Raw genomic sequence first — 17,824 nt, forward strand, 5'->3', positions numbered from 1 at the left:
TAACAATATTCAGGAACGGCCGTTACACACTACTGTTCAATTGCCACTTGATTATGCAACTCTTTTTTTAAAACAGGAATATATAATTTATCTCCAGGAGATAAAGACTGGGCAGTATCTGAATTTAAATTATTGACGTCTTCAACCCATTTGACAAATTCATTGGCGGTCAAATGATGGTGATTATGATACTTGTTAGACAATTCCCAAAGCGTATCTCCTTTTGTAATAGTAACCGTTGAATATTTGTCTAAATCTACTTTATCTGCTCCTAAAACCAGCGTCAATACATATGTAAGTACAGCGATAACTGCAAAAAAAATAGCGTAATGTTTCATAGAATGTAAGAATTGTTGCATATTATGATCCCCCTATCAGAATATATGTTCTTATTTTATTGAGAACATTTGTTTCTGTCAATGGAATTCTTCGAACTTATGTTTGTATATTGACACATCACGTGGTATAATTCACCTAAAGAATAGCTAAAATCGAGGTGAAAAATATGAAGCTATCAAAACGTCAACAAGACATACTAGATTTTATTAAGCACGAAGTAAAATTAAAAGGTTATCCGCCTTCTGTTCGTGAGATTGGGGAAGCAGTAGGATTAGCCTCTAGCTCCACTGTACACGGGCATTTAGCTCGTTTGGAAAGCAAAGGGTTAATTCGCAGAGATCCAACAAAACCAAGAGCAATTGAAGTTCTTCAACTAGACGAAGTAAACATCCCTAAAAGCAATGTCATTAATGTTCCTGTTATCGGTAAAGTAACAGCGGGTCTTCCTATAACAGCCATTGAAAATGTGGAAGAATATTTCCCTCTTCCAGATAAATTCGTCTCTCCAGATGATCATGTATTTATGCTTGAAATTATGGGAGAAAGTATGATTGAAGCAGGTATTCTAGATGGCGATATGGTAATCGTACGTCAGCAGCAAACAGCTAACAATGGAGATATTGTGGTGGCTATGACCGAAGATAATGAAGCAACGGTCAAACGTTTCTTTAAAGAAGAAAATTTTGTTCGTTTACAGCCTGAAAATTCAACGATGGCGCCTATTATTCTTCGCCACGTAACGATTTTAGGAAAAGTAACTGGTGTATATCGCACGATTCACTAATAACACACTGTATGTAAAACCAACTAATCATGATGTTAGTTGGTTTTTTTACGTTTGTTTTCTAAAAAAATTGGCATATTATAAATGATACGTTGAATCATTGCAAGCAGGTAGAACAGTTTTTCTAAAACTCATTGTAACTTTTACTCTCTATCTGCACTTCCTCGACTTCTAAAAGGAAATACAACCGACCATCAGAAGGATGTAGTTTATGACCAATACACCAAGGAAAACAGAACCATTTCAAACCATTATGCCTACTAAAGCAATGAACATGTTTCTTTTCCCTTTTTCTTTTGATCGAAAAAATAAAGAGCAGCTTGTTCATGCACTGGAAGCAAATTTGTTCGAGTTTTTTTCCATTCAAAATAAACATTTAGAAAAAGAATACTACGGAGAACAATATTACGTATCTCATGATAGCTTGGATCAATATTTTCTTCCTTACATTGAATGTATTCTATTTCCTGATTCGTGCGAAAAAGAAGGGTTGTTTCGATTTTCAAAAAAAATAGACCATACCGTTACGTTACACACTTCCTCCACCACCGTGTCTAGCAACGTGCTATCTGTAGATGTTTTTTTATGTCCTTTTGAAATTGGCGTCATGACCATTCGCACTGAGATGAGCCATAATCATTACACCTATGATGATATTTTAGAATTCATGAATCATTTTCGTGTATTAGAACCGAAGCTTGCTGAAGAGTATGGATCCACCATTACCTATGAACATCATCACTATAGCAAAGTACAAGATTATATTTTTTCACAGCTCGCACCATTTTTGAACGAACACATCAAAAAAGAAGCCAAACGTGAAAAGCACATCGGGAGCCTTCCTTATTTTATCGATGAACGGATGTTTGTATTAAGTTATGTAACGGTAAATCAAGAGCAAGAGATTAACTCCGCAACTTTATTTCGTACGGGACAGCTAAATAGCTATACACCTCACGGGAAACCGTTTATCTCTGCACACAATCATGAGTATATTAAAACGTATAATACCAAACACGTGTATTCAAGATGGGCTCCTGAAACCTATTACGTCATAACAGACCATGTGTTTTCGTGTATTTCTAAATCGACAGACTCTAAAACAGATCAGCTTTTAATGAATCATCTATTTGGCCAACATTACTATAATTTATTTTTACATTTTTTCTATAAAATCGTGCTGTTAAAACTATCTTATGAGTATTCTCAGCTTACGTTTCATAAAGATTCAGAGGGCATTGAACGACTAATCCGCTCTATTACCGTGTTTTCAGGTAAATATTTATTTTTAGAAATCAGCTCTCGCACAGAAGGTCAAGAGTTTTCTGTGCTGTTTAAGAAAATCTTTCACATCAATTCTCTTTATCAAGAAGTCAAAGAAACCCTTGGTACTTTGTATCAAAATCAAGAGAAAATTGCGGCCAAGCGTCACAATTACTTATTATTAATTTTAACGATTTATACCGTTCTTTCTGGTATTTACGGAATGAATTTAGTTATTAGCAACCTAAAGGGAAACATCAATTGGGATAGTATAAAGCACTTTTCTATCTTTGAATATATCGCTTTAATAGTAGCTCTATCAGGAATTCTGATCAGCATTAGTCTCGGAGTGAGTTCACTATGGAATTTATTAAAAGATCGATTTAAAACATAAAAGCTGTTCTCATCAGAAAATACATAATTAAAAAAGAAGGAAGAAAACAACTGTTTTCTTCCTTCTTTTTATTCTTTTTGAAGCTGTAAGTCACTTGGCACCCAGTCAGGAATTCCATCATCTTCATCAAATTCAATAATGACATCCGTTACTCCTTTTTCCTGTAAAATACGATTTTCCAGCCGATCTTTAATATCATCAGCTTCTGCCACTGTTAAAGAAGGATCAATTTCTACTTTTAATTCAACGTGAAGCGCTTCTCCTTCTTTCATCACCATTAATGTTTGAATATCACGCACTTGTACATCTTGCATCACAATTGCGCCAATTTTGATTTCCATTTCTTTATCTGCTTCGCCAAGCGCTCCAGCAGCGTTATCTAAAAATACTCGTCCTACTACAAAAAACATCATAAGACCAATTAAAATAGAAGCAATTCCTTCAGCCTGATGAAAAGGTGTAAACCGTGAAATAAAAACCGCAATTAATGCCAGCACGCCTCCTCCAGTAGCCACAAGATCTTCCATAAAAACAAGCTTGGTTGCTGGCTTTGCTTTCTTTAAATGAACAAAGCTTTGTGTAAAAACATTGACCTCGGCGGTATTCATCCCGACATCGTGCAAAATTTCTTTCATTGCCTTAAATAGGACAAACATCTCAAGCAATACCGAGATGCCAAGTACTGCAATATTTAAAATAAAGCCTGAAGACTTGGTCGGATGAAGGATATGCTGATAGCCTTCTTTAATCGTTTCAAACGCCATAATTCCTACTACAAGAACCGCTCCTAATAGAACGAGATTAACCAATCGGCCGAAACCGTTTGGAAATCGTTTGGACGGGGCTTTTTTACTTAATGCCGAACCTATAAAGACAAAAAACTGATTAGCTGCATCTCCTAAGCTGTGCATCGTTTCAGCAAACATTGCTACATTCCCTGTTAAAGTGAAAGCAATTCCTTTAATAATGGAGATAATGGTATTAACTACAGCGGCCATAATGGCCGATTTATTTCCTTTTCGCAACAATTTAATCAATTCACTCATGCAATCCCTCCGTTTGCGCCTTTGATGAGATTCTATTACGGTTAGTGTATGTGAATTTAAAAATTAAAAACCTCCAACATACAAGTTGGAGGTTTTTAGTCATGTTTCATTATTTTCTAAAACGGTACGGTACAGTTGTAACAATTACATTTTTACGGTAAAGCAAATGTGCTTTTAACAGCAGACTGGACTGATTGTGAAGGATATTTTGCCAACTTTTTTTTGTAATGAATTGTGGAATAACGACCGTAATGGCCATATTATTTTCCCGGGCTTTTTCTTCAGCCATATCGATGAATCGAAACAACGGCCGCACTAGGCTGCGGTATTGAGAATGAAACGTAACAATACGAATATCAGGCTGCCACTTCTCCCACTTCTCTTCCATTCTCTTTTCGCTTTCTCGGTCAAAAGCCACATGCACCGCAATAACGGTATCGCCAATCGTTCTTGCATAATTTAATGAATTTTCTACTACCTTTGTCATTCCTGCTACAGGAACAATGACCACACTTCCTTCAAGCTTTCCAATCTTTTCTCCTTGTTTAATACGAAGCTGCTCTCCTACCGATTCATAATGCGTATGAATTCGATGAAAAATATAGACAATAATCGGCAAGAAAACTAGCACGGACCATACTTGTGAAAACTTCGTTGTAAACAAAATAATTAATACAGTTAATGTAATGAGCGCACCAATTAAGTTGATGGTTAGCTTTCCTTGCCAGCCGGCCGGCTTTTCTCTAAGCCATTTGACAATCATGCCTGTTTGAGAAAGCGTAAATGGAATGAACACCCCAACTGCATAAAGAGGAATTAATTGTTCCGTCGCTCCTTTAAAAGCTACAATTAAGACAATAGAAGCAATTCCAAGCGTCACAATTCCATTTGAATAGCCTAGTCGATCGCCACGAATTTGAAACATTCTTGGCATGTATTTATCAGACGATAAGTTTACAGCCAGCAAAGGGAAAGCTGAAAAGCCCGTATTTGCCGCTAGCACTAGGATTAGAGCTGTTGTGCCTTGAATAAAATAATAAAATCCATTTCTTCCAAACACACTCGATGCAATTTGTGATACAACAGTTTCATCTGCTTTTGGAGAAATTCCAAGCCAATAAGCTAAAAACGTGATTCCAGAAAATAAAACGGCTAGAATACCGCCCATCAGCATTAATGTATGAACAGCATTTTTTGCACCTGGCTCTTTAAAGTTAGGCACCGCATTTGAAATAGCTTCTACACCTGTCAATGCCGAACAGCCTGACGAAAAAGCTTTTAATAATAAAAATAAACTAATACCTGGCACCACTGTACCAAGGGATGTATGAAGCTCAGGTGAAACTTGACCTGTCGCTATTTTAAAGAAGCCCACCGCTATTAACAAAATAAGAGCAATAACAAATAAATAAACCGGATAAGCTAATACAGAAGCGGATTCTGTTACACCTCGTAAATTTAAGACGGTAATAAAAATCACCAGCAAACACGCAATTACTACGTTATAATGATGCAGCGCTGGAAAAGCCGAAGTTAAAGCATCCGTTCCTGCTGAGACGCTCACAGCAACTGTTAAAATATAATCTACTAACAGTGATCCCCCAGCGATAAGCCCAGGATTTTCTCCTAAATTGGTTTTAGAAACAATATAAGCTCCTCCGCCTTGAGGATATGCATAAATAATTTGACGATATGAAAGAATTAAAGCCGTCAGCAGCACCAATACCCCAAGCGCAATTGGAATCGAATACCAATAGGCAAGGACTCCGACTGTTGCAAGTACAATTAAAATCTGTTCTGTTCCATACGCTACTGAAGATAAGGCATCTGATGATAAAATAGCCAGCGCTTTAAGCTTACTAAGCTTTTGATCGCCTAACTCTTTTGTTTTAAGCGGCTTTCCAATCAATAATCTTTTGAGAACTGAATAGTTCACGTAATTTCCCTCCGATAATCGCTTAGCTACATTGCTATTTGTTGCTAAGCTCCGTTACAAGTTCAATAATAAATGGTATTGTCCCTAAAAAATACCTTTTTATGTTAAAAAAGCGCACAAAAAAAACACTAAGGGTTCTCAGCGTTTTTACACAGCTTAAACCTCCTCTCCAAAACGCTTATGGGGTTAGCTGTCGGATTCGGGCTATGAGAGTAGCCCTACCTTTTAAAAAGGATTCACCCCAAGTGACAATGCACAAATTTGGGTCCCCCACTTCTGACGAATTAAGCGATCACAGGCCAATATAATTTTTGGTTAAAGGGTATGATTGATAACATGTTTCTTTCATAACTATCCTTTATTCTTAGATAATATACTCCCGTACAATTGGTTTGTAAAGCATTATTTTACGTAAACAATAAAATAGTGCTTAAGGCGCTTTTAACAGGAAAATAAAAGGCCTTCTGACTGCTTACAGAAGACCTTCTCACTTTAACTTTTTGCTTTTAGAACGGTTGCTAGCTTGTTTTTCGTTTGAAGACCATAAATGCCATCTACATCATAAGGGAGATACACAAGCTGAAAACGTCTTACTGCATCTTTCGTTTGAACTCCATATATTCCGTCTACTGACCCTACTTTAAAATTAACCGCGTTTAATGCTCTCTGAAGCTGTTTCACAGCTTCTCCAGAATCACCTTGTTTTAAAATTCCATTTGGAAGTGGATATTGTTCAGAAGGTGGTGTTGGTGATGGAGTTGGTGAAGTTCCGGAAGGAATAACAATCGTTTTTCCAACTTGTAGTGTTAAAGGATCAGAAAGCCCTGTATTCGCTTCTTGAAGCGCTTGTACTGTTATTCCGTACTTCTGTGCAATACTGTACAGCGTATCTCCTTGCTTGATCGTATACGTTTTTGTACTCGGTTCAGAAGGTGAAGGGTTTGGAATTGGTGTTGGTGTTGGAACTGCACGACGAGGTAAATTTAAATATACGGCAATTCCTTTTGCATACGATTCACCCATGCTTTTTAAAAATGCTGCATTTTGAAGAAGTGCTGCATCTGTCCTGTTATCAATAAATGCAATTTCAGTGAGTACTGCAGGCATATTTGTTAAGCGAAGCACCGCATAATTGGCTGATTTTCGTCCGCGATTCGGATGATTATACGACAGCAGCGTTGGCTGTACTTGGCCGTGTACAATTGATTGAAACGTTTTACTAGCATTGCTAGCGCTTCGATAAACATAATCTTCGTAACCTGTTCCTCCACCAGCATTTACGTGAATAGACATAAATGCATCTGCTCCCCACGAATTAGCTTGAGAAGCGCGCTGAGATAAAGATAAAAAAGTATCTGTGGTACGGGTGGTTTTAATCGTAAAGTCACTGTAAGTGCTATTTAAATAGCTTATTAAATATTGTTGAATTTTTAAAACTAAGTTTTTTTCATATAGTCCGTTCGCTCCAACTGCTCCTGTATCTGCCCCACCATGTCCTGCATCAAGATAGATTTTTTTCATATTACTTGTTCCTCCTTATTGTTAACATATGCGTGAGGGCAAAAAGTGCTACGTATACTAGCCTACTAAGTAGAAAATTACTAAAAAAAGGCCCGCTGTTCAAAGGCAGCGGGTATTCTGCTTTATAGACAGAATATTGAATAGGGATAGCTCTCAAGGAGTGACAGCTATATGCAGAGTGTTGATTCGTTGATTAAATGATAATAATTATCATTTTCATTTAAAGTATACACTAAGAGGGAAGTTTTGTCTATTCTATTATGATAACGGTAGGGTCTATTTAAAAAGCAGTACACCTATGACAATGAGAATAATCCAAATTGGAATGCTTATCAATATTCCTATCACTAAACCTTTAAAGAAATTTCCTTCTTTCATTTTTATTCCATCCCTCTCCAACAGTATTTTCTAACGATACTATGATTAGCTGAAAATTCTCTGAAGTTATACTGAAATACAGTGCAGAGTGAACACATAAACAATCTCACTATCTGTTATACACTACTTTTACTTATAGATTCAATGAGACAAAAAGCTCATCCGTTTTGATTTATGTAAACCAATTCTTTCTTGTATGTAACGAAACAATAAAAAAGCCCACCGTAAATTGTACGACAGGCAGCTTTATTATAAACAAGCTATATATTCAATTTACTTATGCAGAATGTCATTCATTTTGAAAAATAAAAAAGTCTGAGAGAATGTATAAACGATCTCTCAGACTTTTAAAAATTAATATTGGCTCATATATTGGTCACGTTCCCAAGGATGAACTTGTGTACGGAACATATCCCATTCGATTTCTTTCGCTTCAACGAAATGCTCTGCTAAGTGTTCACCTAAAGCAGCAACCATAACTTCGTTTGATTGGAAGCTATCTAAAGCTTGAGCTAGTGTTGCAGGTAAATCTACGATACCTTCTTCAACACGCTCTTCTTTTGTCATTACATAGATATTACGATCGATAGGTTTTGGAGCTTCAAGATTGTTCTTGATTCCATCTAAACCAGCTTTTAACAGAACAGCCATTGCTAAGTATGGGTTAGCAGCTGGGTCTACGCTACGTACCTCAACACGAGTTCCTACGCCACGAGAAGCTGGGATACGGATTAATGGGCTACGGTTGCGTGCAGACCATGCAACATAACAAGGAGCCTCATATCCAGGTACTAGACGCTTATAAGAGTTGACAGTAGGGTTTGTTACTGCTGTAAAGCTATGTGCGTGCTTGATGATACCTGCGATAAATTGGCGAGCCGTATCACTTAGCTCTAAATTACCGTTTTCATCATAAAATGCGTTTTGACCATTTTTAAATAATGAAACGTTACAGTGCATGCCTGAACCATTCACACCAAATAGTGGTTTTGGCATAAATGTAGCGTGTAAACCATGTTTACGTGCAATTGTTTTTACAACAAGTTTGAACGTTTGGATATCATCACAAGCTCTTAATGCAGAAGCATATTTGAAGTCGATCTCGTGTTGTCCAGGAGCTACCTCATGGTGAGATGCTTCAATTTCAAAGCCCATTTCTTCAAGCTCTAATACGATGTCACGACGGCAGTTTTCACCAAGGTCAGTTGGCGCTAAGTCGAAGTAGCCACCTTTATCATTTAGTTCTAATGTAGGTTCGCCTTTTTCGTCTAATTTGAATAAGAAGAACTCTGGCTCAGGTCCAAGATTGAAATCAGTAAACCCTAACTCTTCCATCTCTTTTAACACACGTTTTAAGTTATTACGTGGATCTCCATCAAACGGAGTTCTATCTGCATTGTAGATGTCACAAATAAAACGTGCTACTTTACCTTTTTCAGATGTCCAAGGGAAAATAACAAATGTGTCAATGTCCGGGAATAGGTACATATCTGATTCTTCAATACGTACAAACCCTTCAATAGAAGAACCGTCAAACATCATTTTGTTGTCTAACGCTTTTTCTAATTGGCTTACTGGAATTTCAACGTTTTTGATTGTTCCTAAAATGTCAGTGAACTGAAGACGAATATATTTTACATTCTCTTCTTGAACTTTGCGGAAAATATCTTCTTTTGTGTACTTTGCCATCGTGTGATCCTCCCCTAAATCTCTATATAATATTTATAATCTATACCACTCACATACGAACGGTATAAATATTGATAACTTTATTAATGAAAGAACCTGGACATATCTCCTTGATTTAAAGTTGCTCGATTAAAACGGCCTGCTTGCATAAGTTCTGCACGAAGCATTTTTCGCAATTCATCGTCCGTTAATTCTGGCTTTGATGTTTCTGCCACAACTTTTTCTTCTTGCTTATGCCCTTTTTGCTCCTTTTGAAGATGAAACAGCTGTTTTACACCTGCTAAGTTTACACCTTGTTCAATCAGATCGCGGATTTCAAGCAGCTTATCAACATCGTTAAATGAGAATAGTCGTCGATTTCCCTCTGTTCTTACTGGTGCAACTAATTCATGTTCTTCATAGTAGCGAATTTGGCGAGCCGACAACTCAGTTAACTGCATCACAATTCCAATTGGGAAAAGTGGCGTATTTCTTCGAATGTTGTCACTCATTTCAGTTCCTCCTCTGGATTAACTATTTACATTGTATGCTATGTTAGTTCACCTGTCAACCGAATGTTAGTAATTCTAACATAAATTTTTCTGAACATTTATTCTATACAAATAAATAGCACTTAGTTTATTTTTATGAGCGTATCTTTTCTTTCTTAACGGGGAGAAAATAGTCTTTCTAACTTATATTTTATAAAAGTTCTTTCGTTAGCAATTGATCTACCGCCATGCATATTGCTACTTTCACGTGAGCATATGTTAATCCGCCTTGCACGTAAGCGACATAAGGAGGCCTGATAGGGCCATCTGCCGTAAGCTCAAGGCTTGCTCCTTGTATAAACGTTCCAGCTGCCATAATCACATCATCTTCGTACCCTGGCATATAAGCGGGATAGGCCGTTACGTGTGAATTAATGGGCGAAGCGAATTGAATAGCCTGACAAAAAGAAATCATTTTATCGCGGTCATCGAACTGAACGGATTGAATTAAATCTGTTCGTTCACTGTTCCACTTCGGCTCACTTTGCATCCCTAACTCTTCGAACATAGCAGATGAGAAAACTGCTCCTTTTAATGCTTGACCGACTACGTGCGGAGCCAAAAAGAAACCTTGATACATTTCTTGCAGGCTATACAGCGTCGCTCCAGCTTCCGCGCCGATTCCAGGGGTTGTCATTCGGTATGAACAAGCCTCCACTAGGTCTTTTCGTCCTGCAATATAACCACCGATTTTAGCAAGACCTCCACCAGGGTTCTTAATGAGCGATCCCGCCATCAAATCTGCTCCTACATGCGTTGGCTCGATTGTTTCTACAAATTCACCGTAGCAGTTATCGACAAATACTATAACGTCAGGCTTAATAATCTTTACAAAAGAAATCATTTCTTTTATTTGCGCTACTGTAAAAGAAGGACGAATCCCGTAACCTTTTGAACGCTGAATGCCTATCATCTTTGTGTGCTCATGAATAGAGGCTTTCACTTCTTCAAAATCCACTTGACCTTGCGCTGTTAAATCTACTGATTTATAGCTAATATTATATTCTTTTAAAGAACCTACACCGCTTCCTCGTATACCAACGATTTCTTCAAGCGTGTCATAAGGCTTTCCAGTTATATATAATAGTTCATCTCCAGGACGCAGTACACCAAACAGCGAAATGCCGATTGCATGCGTACCTGAAATAATTTGCGGACGCACCAGGCAAGCTTCTGTTCCAAAAACGTCCGCATATACTTTCTCCAACGTATCGCGGCCTAGATCGTCATATCCATACCCCGTTGTCGGATTAAAATGTGAATCACTCACTCGATTTTGCTGAAAGCTTTGCAGCACCCGAAATTGATTTGCTTCAATACGCTCGTCAATTTTCTCATGCACGGGCTTAATTTTTTTTTCTACTTTTGCAGCAAGTTCCCGAATGCGTGCCCCGTTTTTCAACTGATCAAACATCATTTCTTTGTTCCTCAACTTTCTTCAAGCGTTTGTAGCTTTTTGTAAAGGGGATGCTCTTTTGCAATATACCCTTTACACTGATACTTCTCAGTTTCTTCATTGAATTTTAACGACTCAAGAATAGAGACCGTTTTTAATTCAGCGAGCATTTTTCCTTCATAAGCCGGCAGTAGCACATGAAAGAACACCATTTCTTTTTTCATTTCTTCTTGAATTCTTTCCCCAAGCTTCACTAAATCAGTTGATTTAAAAGCGCTCATTGATAACGATGTCGAAGCGGATGGGACAAATAGTTCATGTTGCATATCTTCCTTATTGTAAACTGTCAGCATCGGAATGTCCGTTACGTTCAGCTCTTCTAGTAAGCGATGCACTGTTTTTTCGTGGTTGTTGTAATCTGGATTAGATGAATCTACCACATGCAGAACAAGGTCTGCTTCGGTCACTTCTTCCAGTGTCGAACGGAACGCAGCCACTAACGTTGTTGGAAGGTCTTGAATAAATCCAACCGTATCAGTTAATAAAGCCGTTAATCCCGACGGAAGTGTATACTGTCTTGTCGTTGGATCAAGAGTCGCAAATAGCTGATTTTCTTCAAAAATACCAGCTTCTGTTAAGCGGTTGAAGATCGTCGATTTACCAGCATTGGTATAGCCAACAATCGCAATTTGATATACATGGTTACGCTTACGTCTTTCTCGATAACGTTCGCGGTGACTTACCACTGTCTTTAACTGACGCTTAATTTCATCAATTTTGCGGCGAATATGTCTTCGGTCACTTTCAAGTTTCGTTTCACCAGGACCTCTTGTCCCAATTCCGCCTCCAAGACGCGATAAAGCGGTACCTTGTCCTACTAACCTAGGTAGCAGATAATTTAATTGAGCAAGTTCCACCTGCATTTTTCCTTCTCGCGTTTGAGCACGCTGTGCGAAGATATCCAAAATCAGCTGTGTGCGGTCAATAATACGCGCAGATAACCCTGCTGACAAATTGCGGATTTGACTCGGCGACAATTCATCATTAAACACAATTAAATCAGGCTCTAGCTCTTCTTCAAGGGCCACAAGTTCTTCTACTTTCCCTTTCCCAATATAGGTAGCTGGATGAATGCGGTCGCGCTTTTGTGTTAACCTTACCAGCACTTCGCCTTTTGCAGTCTCAGTTAAAGATGCTAGCTCATCCATTGAATATTCAAAACGTTCGTCATCGTCATGAAGCTGACATCCGACTAAAATTACGCGTTCAAGTTCAGTATTCATTTCTGCTGTCAAAGATTTTTCCTTCCCTTACTATTAAATTGACAAATCATTCATATCATATCAAAAAAATGTCCATTTCTCCATCTTTGCAAAAGAGACAGAATACATTGTCTTTTACTAGTTTAACACCCTTTTTAAAATCTATAAAACGATGATTAAAAAAACATTGAAATATCACGAAATTCTGTATACAATTTGAATTGGTTTACTTATCGAAATTTGAATCAGGCTGCCTGATTTTAAAATAATAGTCGCTACTTGGTGAAAACAGAATAAAGGGGATAGCATCATGACTTGGGACGTACTTAGCATTATTGGAACGATTGCCTTTGCAATCAGCGGAGCTTTCATTGCCATGGAAGAGGAATATGACATTTTAGGCGTTTATATACTGGGAATCGTAACGGCTTTTGGCGGAGGAGCCATTCGAAACCTACTTATTGGTGTACCAGTGTCTGCACTTTGGGAACAAGGCCTCTTTTTTCAGATTGCTTTATTATCTATCACTGCCACTTTTTTATTTCCAAACAATATCTTAAAACATTGGAAGCGATGGGGAAACTTTTCGGACGCCATTGGCCTTGCAGCATTTGCGATTCAAGGAGCGCTTTATGCTACTCATATGAACCATCCGCTTAGCGCGGTTATTGTAGCTGCGGTCTTAACAGGAAGCGGCGGTGGTATTATCCGAGATTTATTAGCACGCCGAAAGCCTACTGTTCTTAAAGATGAAATTTATGCGGTATGGGCGATTATCGCAGGATTTAGCGTAGGGCTACATATTACAAACACGCCTGTAGAACTTTATACGTTATTTATCTTACTTGTAGGTCTTCGGATGTGTTCATATATTTACAAATGGCGCTTGCCGATAAAAACGATTCGACAACCAAATATGTAGAAAAAAAGCCTTTCGTGACGAAAGGCTTTTTTTTACAGCTGAATATCGCTTGACGTTAAAGTTAGAAGCTCGTTGCGCTCATAGCTTTCTTCTTCTAAAAGCCTCATGGATTGAGTACGTATGGAACGTTCGATAATGTTTCGCACATATCTACCGTTACTAAAATCCCTAGGCGTCTGATTGTACTTCACGTCCATGAAATGATCTTTTAGCTTTTTATAGGCTTCTGTACTAAACTGATACTGCCTATCATTCATCATGTGACCGGCAATATCCATCAGTTCATTTACATCATAATCCGGAAAATCAAAAATAAATGGAAACCTAGAGCGTAGTCCTGGATTAAGACTTAAGAAATTTTCCATTTCTCTTGGATAGCCAGCTAAAATCAACACGAACTTATCATTTGAATCTTCCATATGTTTGACCAATGTATCAATCGCTTCTTTTCCAAAATCTTTTTCTCCCCCTCTTGCAAGAGAATAAGCCTCATCAATAAATAAAATACCTCCAAGCGCTTTTTTTACAAGATCTCTCGTTTTCTGAGCGGTATGACCAATGTATTCTCCAACTAAATCTGCTCGCTCTGCTTCAATTAAATGTCCCTTAGACAAGATGTTCATATTTAAAAATAATTTACCTAGCAGGCGGGCTACCGTCGTTTTTCCTGTTCCTGGATTTCCTTTAAACATCATATGCAGCGCCTGCTTTCCCGCTTTTAAGCCCTGTTCCTCTCTTTTTTTGTTAATATATATCCACGCATATATTTCTTTTATCATTTTTTTCAATTCTTCCATTCCAACCAGTCCGCTCATTTCTCGTTCAATTTCCCGAAGCGGCTCATGATTTATCACAGCTTTTTTGGCAGGACGCGGAATTGATGTCGTATACGATTTTTCCTTTTTTGTTTCATTATTTAAAATGATATTAATTTGCCCATTATTTTTAAGAGTTATCGGCTGTTCCACCATGTTCACCTCTCGTTTCATCCCACTTCTCTGTATCGCATAGCTGCATGCGATGAACGATACGAAGACAATGATCTCTTATTACCGAAGAAATAATCGTCTATTATAAGGTTTATGTTCGATGAGTAAAAACAATGTTAAGAAACTTTTTTAAGCCTTTATTTGCATAAAAAAAGCATCCGAATATGCGGATGCTTCTCTTTAATCTCTATTCAAGTTCTACTGTAATATTTTTATTTGGTACAAATGTAGAAATAGCATGTTTATAAATCAGCTGCTGTTTTCCTTCCGATTCAATTAACACAGTAAAGTTATCAAATCCTTTAATTAGTCCTCTTAATTGAAAACCATTTAAAAGAAATACCGTCACATAGATATTTTCTTTACGTAATTGATTTAAAAATTGATCTTGAATATTAACTGATTGTTTCATTATTCGGCCTCCTCGTTTCTCTATCTGTTTACTTAATTCGCTTCTTTCTTCAGCTTTCCTGCAATATATGTAAAAATTTCAGCAAACTTTTCGGGAAATTTGTCAACTTCCATCTCTATCCATTTTACAGGCATTTTATTTCGAAACCACGTTAATTGACGCTTTGCATATCTGCGTGAATTTTGTTTCAACTGTTCAACGGCTTCTTCGAGCGTACAGCGTCCTTCAAAATAAGCATACAGCTCTTTGTAGCCGATAGCTTGAATTGATTGTACATCATGAAGACCACTTTCGTACAATGATTTGACTTCATCAAGCAGTCCAGCCTCCATCATCATATCTACTCGGTGATTAATTCTCTCATATAATACGTCTCTATCCATTGTAAGTCCAATAATGCTTACGTCATATAATAACTCTTGCGACTGTTCTTTTGTATAGTCACTGAATTTTTTGCCGGTTACTTCATAAACTTCAAGAGCTCGGATTACACGGCGATGGTTATTTTTATGGATAGTATCTGCACTGTCTGGGTCAATCTCTTTTAGCTTTTCATACAGAGGATCAATGCCATGGGCTTTAATGAATACTTCCATTCGTTCACGAACTTTTTCATCACTAGGAGTTTCTGTGAACTGATAATCATAAATAACGGATTGAATATAAAGACCCGTCCCTCCAACAATCATCGGTATTTTCCCTCTAGCATGGATATCATCGATTTGTTTTCTCACAATCTCTTGAAATTCTGCCACAGAAAACGATTCATCTGGCTCCTTAATATCGATCAGGTAATGGGGAATACCCTGCATCTCTTCTTCTGACACCTTCGCTGTTCCGATATCCATCCCTTTATAAATTTGCATCGAATCACCTGAAATAATCTCTCCGTCTAACTGTTTGGCAAGTTCAATGCTCAATTTTGTTTTACCAACCGCAGTTGGTCCAATAATGACAATAAGTTTTGCTTTCTCTCCCGTCATAACAACACTACTTTCATCTATAGGCATTCACATCATTCCATTTTATCCAAATGGCCATGATTTATTCAACAAAACGGCTAGCTGCAGCTAGCCGCATTGTCTACATCACTCGCTTAAACATTTTTTCCATTTCATACGTCGAATGATGAATAATAATTGGTCGTCCGTGGGGACACGTAAATGGATCTGTTGTTTTTCTCAACGTTTCAAGTAAAGCAAAAATCTCATCGTTTCGCAAATGATGATTCGCTTTAATCGATCCTTTACAGCTCATCATAATAGCCGCTTCTTCTCTTAATTTTTCGATATTGACTCGTTTCATAGTAAAGATTTGCTGAATCATTTCTTCAATGGTTTCCTGTTCCTCTCCTTTTGGAAACCACTGCGGGTGCGAACGAACTATATAGGAGTTTTGTCCAAACGGTTCTAAAAAGACCCCTACTTCAGCAAGCATGTCTTTGTACTCTTCTAAAATTAAGGCTTCGTTTCCTGAGAACTCAAGCGTAAGCGGCATAAGCAGCTCTTGAACTTCTGAATCTACTTCTCCAAGCTTTCGCTTAAAATATTCGTACTTAATTCTCTCCTGCGCCGCGTGCTGATCAATAATGAATAATCCTTTTTCGTTTTGTGCCAAAATATACGTTCCGTGCATTTGGCCAATTGGGTACATCGCAGGAACACGCGGTTCTGGCTGCTCTTTGGCTGAACGTTTTGGTTCCGGAATCGGGGCGTTTTCTTCTACAGATTCTTCATACGGTTCTATTTCCCGAAACGTTGGTTCAGGTTCTTCATCTTGACGTATAACCTCTGTTTTAACAGTCGGCATGATCTCGTCTACTCGAGCTGGAACCTCCTTAAAGCTAGGCTCGCGAATCGTATCAGACGGCTGATAGCCAGACGGTTTAGACTGATGATCAAATGTAAAGGTCTGCTGCTCAGTTGGCTGAACAGCTGCTTTTGACTTAGTTGGTACTACAGCATCCGGAATTAACTGCTGCTTTTTAAAAGCAGCTTTTACTCCTTGTTCAATAAGTTCAAACAGCTCCGCTTCTTTACTTAAGCGCACTTCTAATTTCGCTGGATGAACATTCACGTCCACTAACAAAGGGTCCATTGTAATTGTTAAAAACACAATTGGAAAGCGGCCGATGGGCAAAAGGGTATGATAGCCCTGCTGTACTGCTTTTAACAACCCGTAGTTTTTAACAAAACGACCGTTAATAATGGTCGACATATAGTTACGAGAAGCTCTTGTGATTTCAGGAAGAGCGACGTAACCATTTACTTCATAATCAAGAGACTGAACATTAATCGGAATCATTTTTTTGGCTACTGCCATTCCATAAATAGCTGCAAGCACCTGGCGCACATCTCCGTTCCCATTTGTATACAGAAGCTGTCTTCCTTGATGCATCAGCCTAATTGAAACTTCAGGATGAGACATCGCAAGACGATTGACTACGTCCGTTACGTTACCAAGCTCTGTGTTTACCGTCTTCATATATTTTAAACGTGCGGGTGTGTTAAAAAATAAATTTTCGATAACAAGTTCGGTACCTTTTCGGCTTGATGTTAATTCGTGATGAACGATTTCTCCGCCTCTAAGTTTGAGGTGAGTGCCGGCTTCTTCTCCCGTACTTGTTTTGAGTTCAAGCATCGAAACCGAAGCAATACTTGGCAGAGCTTCGCCGCGAAACCCTAACGTTCGAATTCGAAATAAATCTTGTTCTGTTTTGATTTTGCTTGTAGCATGTCTTTTAAAAGCGGTCAAACAGTCTTCAGAAGCAATGCCGTCTCCATTATCTAAAATACGAATTTTGGAAAGACCCGCTTCTTCTAGTTCAATTTCAATAACTGTACTGTTTGCATCAATAGCATTTTCGACTAGTTCTTTCACCACCGAAGCAGGTCGTTCAACAACCTCTCCGGCAGCAATTTTATTTGAAAGTTCGTCTGAAAGTTGCACAATTTTACCCACAG

At 38.0% G+C, this 17,824-nt stretch carries 15 protein-coding genes and 1 riboswitch; of the genes, 3 read left to right on the forward strand and 12 right to left on the reverse strand.

All coding sequences use genetic code 11. The annotated features are described in order from the left end of the window. Positions 1-29: 29 nt before the first annotated feature. Positions 30-359 carry a cell division suppressor protein YneA gene (gene yneA / locus M3225_RS02435; RefSeq protein ID WP_251390898.1) on the reverse strand — a complete coding sequence of 110 codons (330 nt, stop codon included), beginning with the start codon at positions 357-359 and terminating at the stop codon, positions 30-32. Between the two features lie 146 nt (positions 360-505). Here yneA and lexA point away from each other — a divergent pair, with 146 nt between their 5' ends. Together lexA and M3225_RS02445 are read left to right on the forward strand one after the other, a co-directional pair. Further along, positions 506-1,123 (forward strand): transcriptional repressor LexA, encoded by a 618-nt coding sequence (gene lexA, locus M3225_RS02440; protein ID WP_251390900.1) that lies wholly within the window; start codon positions 506-508, stop codon positions 1,121-1,123. A gap of 211 nt (positions 1,124-1,334) precedes the next feature. Continuing rightward, positions 1,335-2,780, forward strand: a complete 1,446-nt coding sequence (locus tag M3225_RS02445; RefSeq protein WP_251390902.1) for a hypothetical protein — start codon at positions 1,335-1,337, stop codon at positions 2,778-2,780. Positions 2,781-2,848: 68 nt separating this feature from the next. Here M3225_RS02445 and M3225_RS02450 read toward each other — a convergent pair whose 3' ends face one another. The 7 genes from M3225_RS02450 to hflX form a co-directional block, all read right to left on the reverse strand. Beyond that, positions 2,849-3,826 carry a cation diffusion facilitator family transporter gene (locus M3225_RS02450; protein ID WP_251390903.1) on the reverse strand — a complete coding sequence of 326 codons (978 nt, stop codon included), beginning with the start codon at positions 3,824-3,826 and terminating at the stop codon, positions 2,849-2,851. 109 nt (positions 3,827-3,935) lie between these two features. Continuing rightward, positions 3,936-5,762: an APC family permease gene (locus M3225_RS02455; RefSeq protein ID WP_251390905.1), complete on the reverse strand. Its 1,827-nt coding sequence runs from the start codon at positions 5,760-5,762 to the stop codon at positions 3,936-3,938. Positions 5,763-5,922: 160 nt separating this feature from the next. After that, a riboswitch (cyclic di-AMP (ydaO/yuaA leader) is annotated at positions 5,923-6,063 on the reverse strand. Between the two features lie 191 nt (positions 6,064-6,254). Beyond that, positions 6,255-7,283 carry an N-acetylmuramoyl-L-alanine amidase gene (locus tag M3225_RS02460; protein WP_251390907.1) on the reverse strand — a complete coding sequence of 343 codons (1,029 nt, stop codon included), beginning with the start codon at positions 7,281-7,283 and terminating at the stop codon, positions 6,255-6,257. Between the two features lie 732 nt (positions 7,284-8,015). Beyond that, complete coding sequence (glnA, locus tag M3225_RS02465; RefSeq protein ID WP_251390909.1) at positions 8,016-9,350, reverse strand: type I glutamate--ammonia ligase; 1,335 nt, start codon at positions 9,348-9,350, stop codon at positions 8,016-8,018. A gap of 83 nt (positions 9,351-9,433) precedes the next feature. After that, positions 9,434-9,841 (reverse strand): MerR family transcriptional regulator, encoded by a 408-nt coding sequence (locus M3225_RS02470; RefSeq protein ID WP_251390911.1) that lies wholly within the window; start codon positions 9,839-9,841, stop codon positions 9,434-9,436. A 190-nt stretch (positions 9,842-10,031) separates the two neighbouring features. Next, on the reverse strand, positions 10,032-11,294 hold the full coding sequence (locus M3225_RS02475; RefSeq protein WP_251391845.1) for a methionine gamma-lyase family protein: 1,263 nt from the start codon (positions 11,292-11,294) through the stop codon (positions 10,032-10,034). Between the two features lie 14 nt (positions 11,295-11,308). Next, a complete protein-coding gene (gene hflX / locus M3225_RS02480) occupies positions 11,309-12,571 on the reverse strand; it encodes a GTPase HflX (RefSeq protein ID WP_374109806.1) in 1,263 nt (420 codons plus the stop codon). A gap of 277 nt (positions 12,572-12,848) precedes the next feature. On the opposite strand from hflX, the gene M3225_RS02485 reads away from it, so the two are divergent. Continuing rightward, positions 12,849-13,460 (forward strand): trimeric intracellular cation channel family protein, encoded by a 612-nt coding sequence (locus M3225_RS02485; protein ID WP_013058789.1) that lies wholly within the window; start codon positions 12,849-12,851, stop codon positions 13,458-13,460. 32 nt (positions 13,461-13,492) lie between these two features. Here M3225_RS02485 and spoVK read toward each other — a convergent pair whose 3' ends face one another. From spoVK to mutL, 4 genes are all read right to left on the reverse strand, one after another. Continuing rightward, complete coding sequence (spoVK, locus tag M3225_RS02490; protein WP_251390912.1) at positions 13,493-14,449, reverse strand: stage V sporulation protein K; 957 nt, start codon at positions 14,447-14,449, stop codon at positions 13,493-13,495. Between the two features lie 187 nt (positions 14,450-14,636). After that, positions 14,637-14,861: an RNA chaperone Hfq gene (gene hfq / locus M3225_RS02495; protein WP_013058791.1), complete on the reverse strand. Its 225-nt coding sequence runs from the start codon at positions 14,859-14,861 to the stop codon at positions 14,637-14,639. Positions 14,862-14,893: 32 nt separating this feature from the next. Continuing rightward, positions 14,894-15,844 (reverse strand): tRNA (adenosine(37)-N6)-dimethylallyltransferase MiaA, encoded by a 951-nt coding sequence (gene miaA, locus M3225_RS02500; protein WP_251391849.1) that lies wholly within the window; start codon positions 15,842-15,844, stop codon positions 14,894-14,896. A gap of 100 nt (positions 15,845-15,944) precedes the next feature. Continuing rightward, positions 15,945-17,822, reverse strand: a complete 1,878-nt coding sequence (gene mutL / locus M3225_RS02505) for a DNA mismatch repair endonuclease MutL (RefSeq protein WP_251390915.1) — start codon at positions 17,820-17,822, stop codon at positions 15,945-15,947. Between the last annotated feature and the right edge of the window lie 2 nt (positions 17,823-17,824).

This window comes from Priestia aryabhattai (assembly GCF_023715685.1).
GTDB lineage: Bacteria > Bacillota > Bacilli > Bacillales > Bacillaceae_H > Priestia > Priestia aryabhattai_B.

Bases quoted from the DNA above. Each gene is read 5' to 3' on its own strand.
- glnA (WP_251390909.1), bottom strand. From the start codon at position 9,350: ATGGCAAAGTACACAAAAGAAGATATTTTCCGCAAAGTTCAAGAAGAG.
- M3225_RS02450 (WP_251390903.1), bottom strand. From the start codon at position 3,826: ATGAGTGAATTGATTAAATTGTTGCGAAAAGGAAATAAATCGGCCATT.
- M3225_RS02475 (WP_251391845.1), bottom strand. From the start codon at position 11,294: ATGTTTGATCAGTTGAAAAACGGGGCACGCATTCGGGAACTTGCTGCA.
- yneA (WP_251390898.1), bottom strand. From the start codon at position 359: ATGCAACAATTCTTACATTCTATGAAACATTACGCTATTTTTTTTGCA.
- M3225_RS02445 (WP_251390902.1), top strand. From the start codon at position 1,335: ATGACCAATACACCAAGGAAAACAGAACCATTTCAAACCATTATGCCT.
- spoVK (WP_251390912.1), bottom strand. From the start codon at position 14,449: ATGAAACGAGAGGTGAACATGGTGGAACAGCCGATAACTCTTAAAAAT.
- hfq (WP_013058791.1), bottom strand. From the start codon at position 14,861: ATGAAACAATCAGTTAATATTCAAGATCAATTTTTAAATCAATTACGT.
- miaA (WP_251391849.1), bottom strand. From the start codon at position 15,844: ATGACGGGAGAGAAAGCAAAACTTATTGTCATTATTGGACCAACTGCG.
- M3225_RS02460 (WP_251390907.1), bottom strand. From the start codon at position 7,283: ATGAAAAAAATCTATCTTGATGCAGGACATGGTGGGGCAGATACAGGA.
- lexA (WP_251390900.1), top strand. From the start codon at position 506: ATGAAGCTATCAAAACGTCAACAAGACATACTAGATTTTATTAAGCAC.
- M3225_RS02470 (WP_251390911.1), bottom strand. From the start codon at position 9,841: ATGAGTGACAACATTCGAAGAAATACGCCACTTTTCCCAATTGGAATT.
- M3225_RS02485 (WP_013058789.1), top strand. From the start codon at position 12,849: ATGACTTGGGACGTACTTAGCATTATTGGAACGATTGCCTTTGCAATC.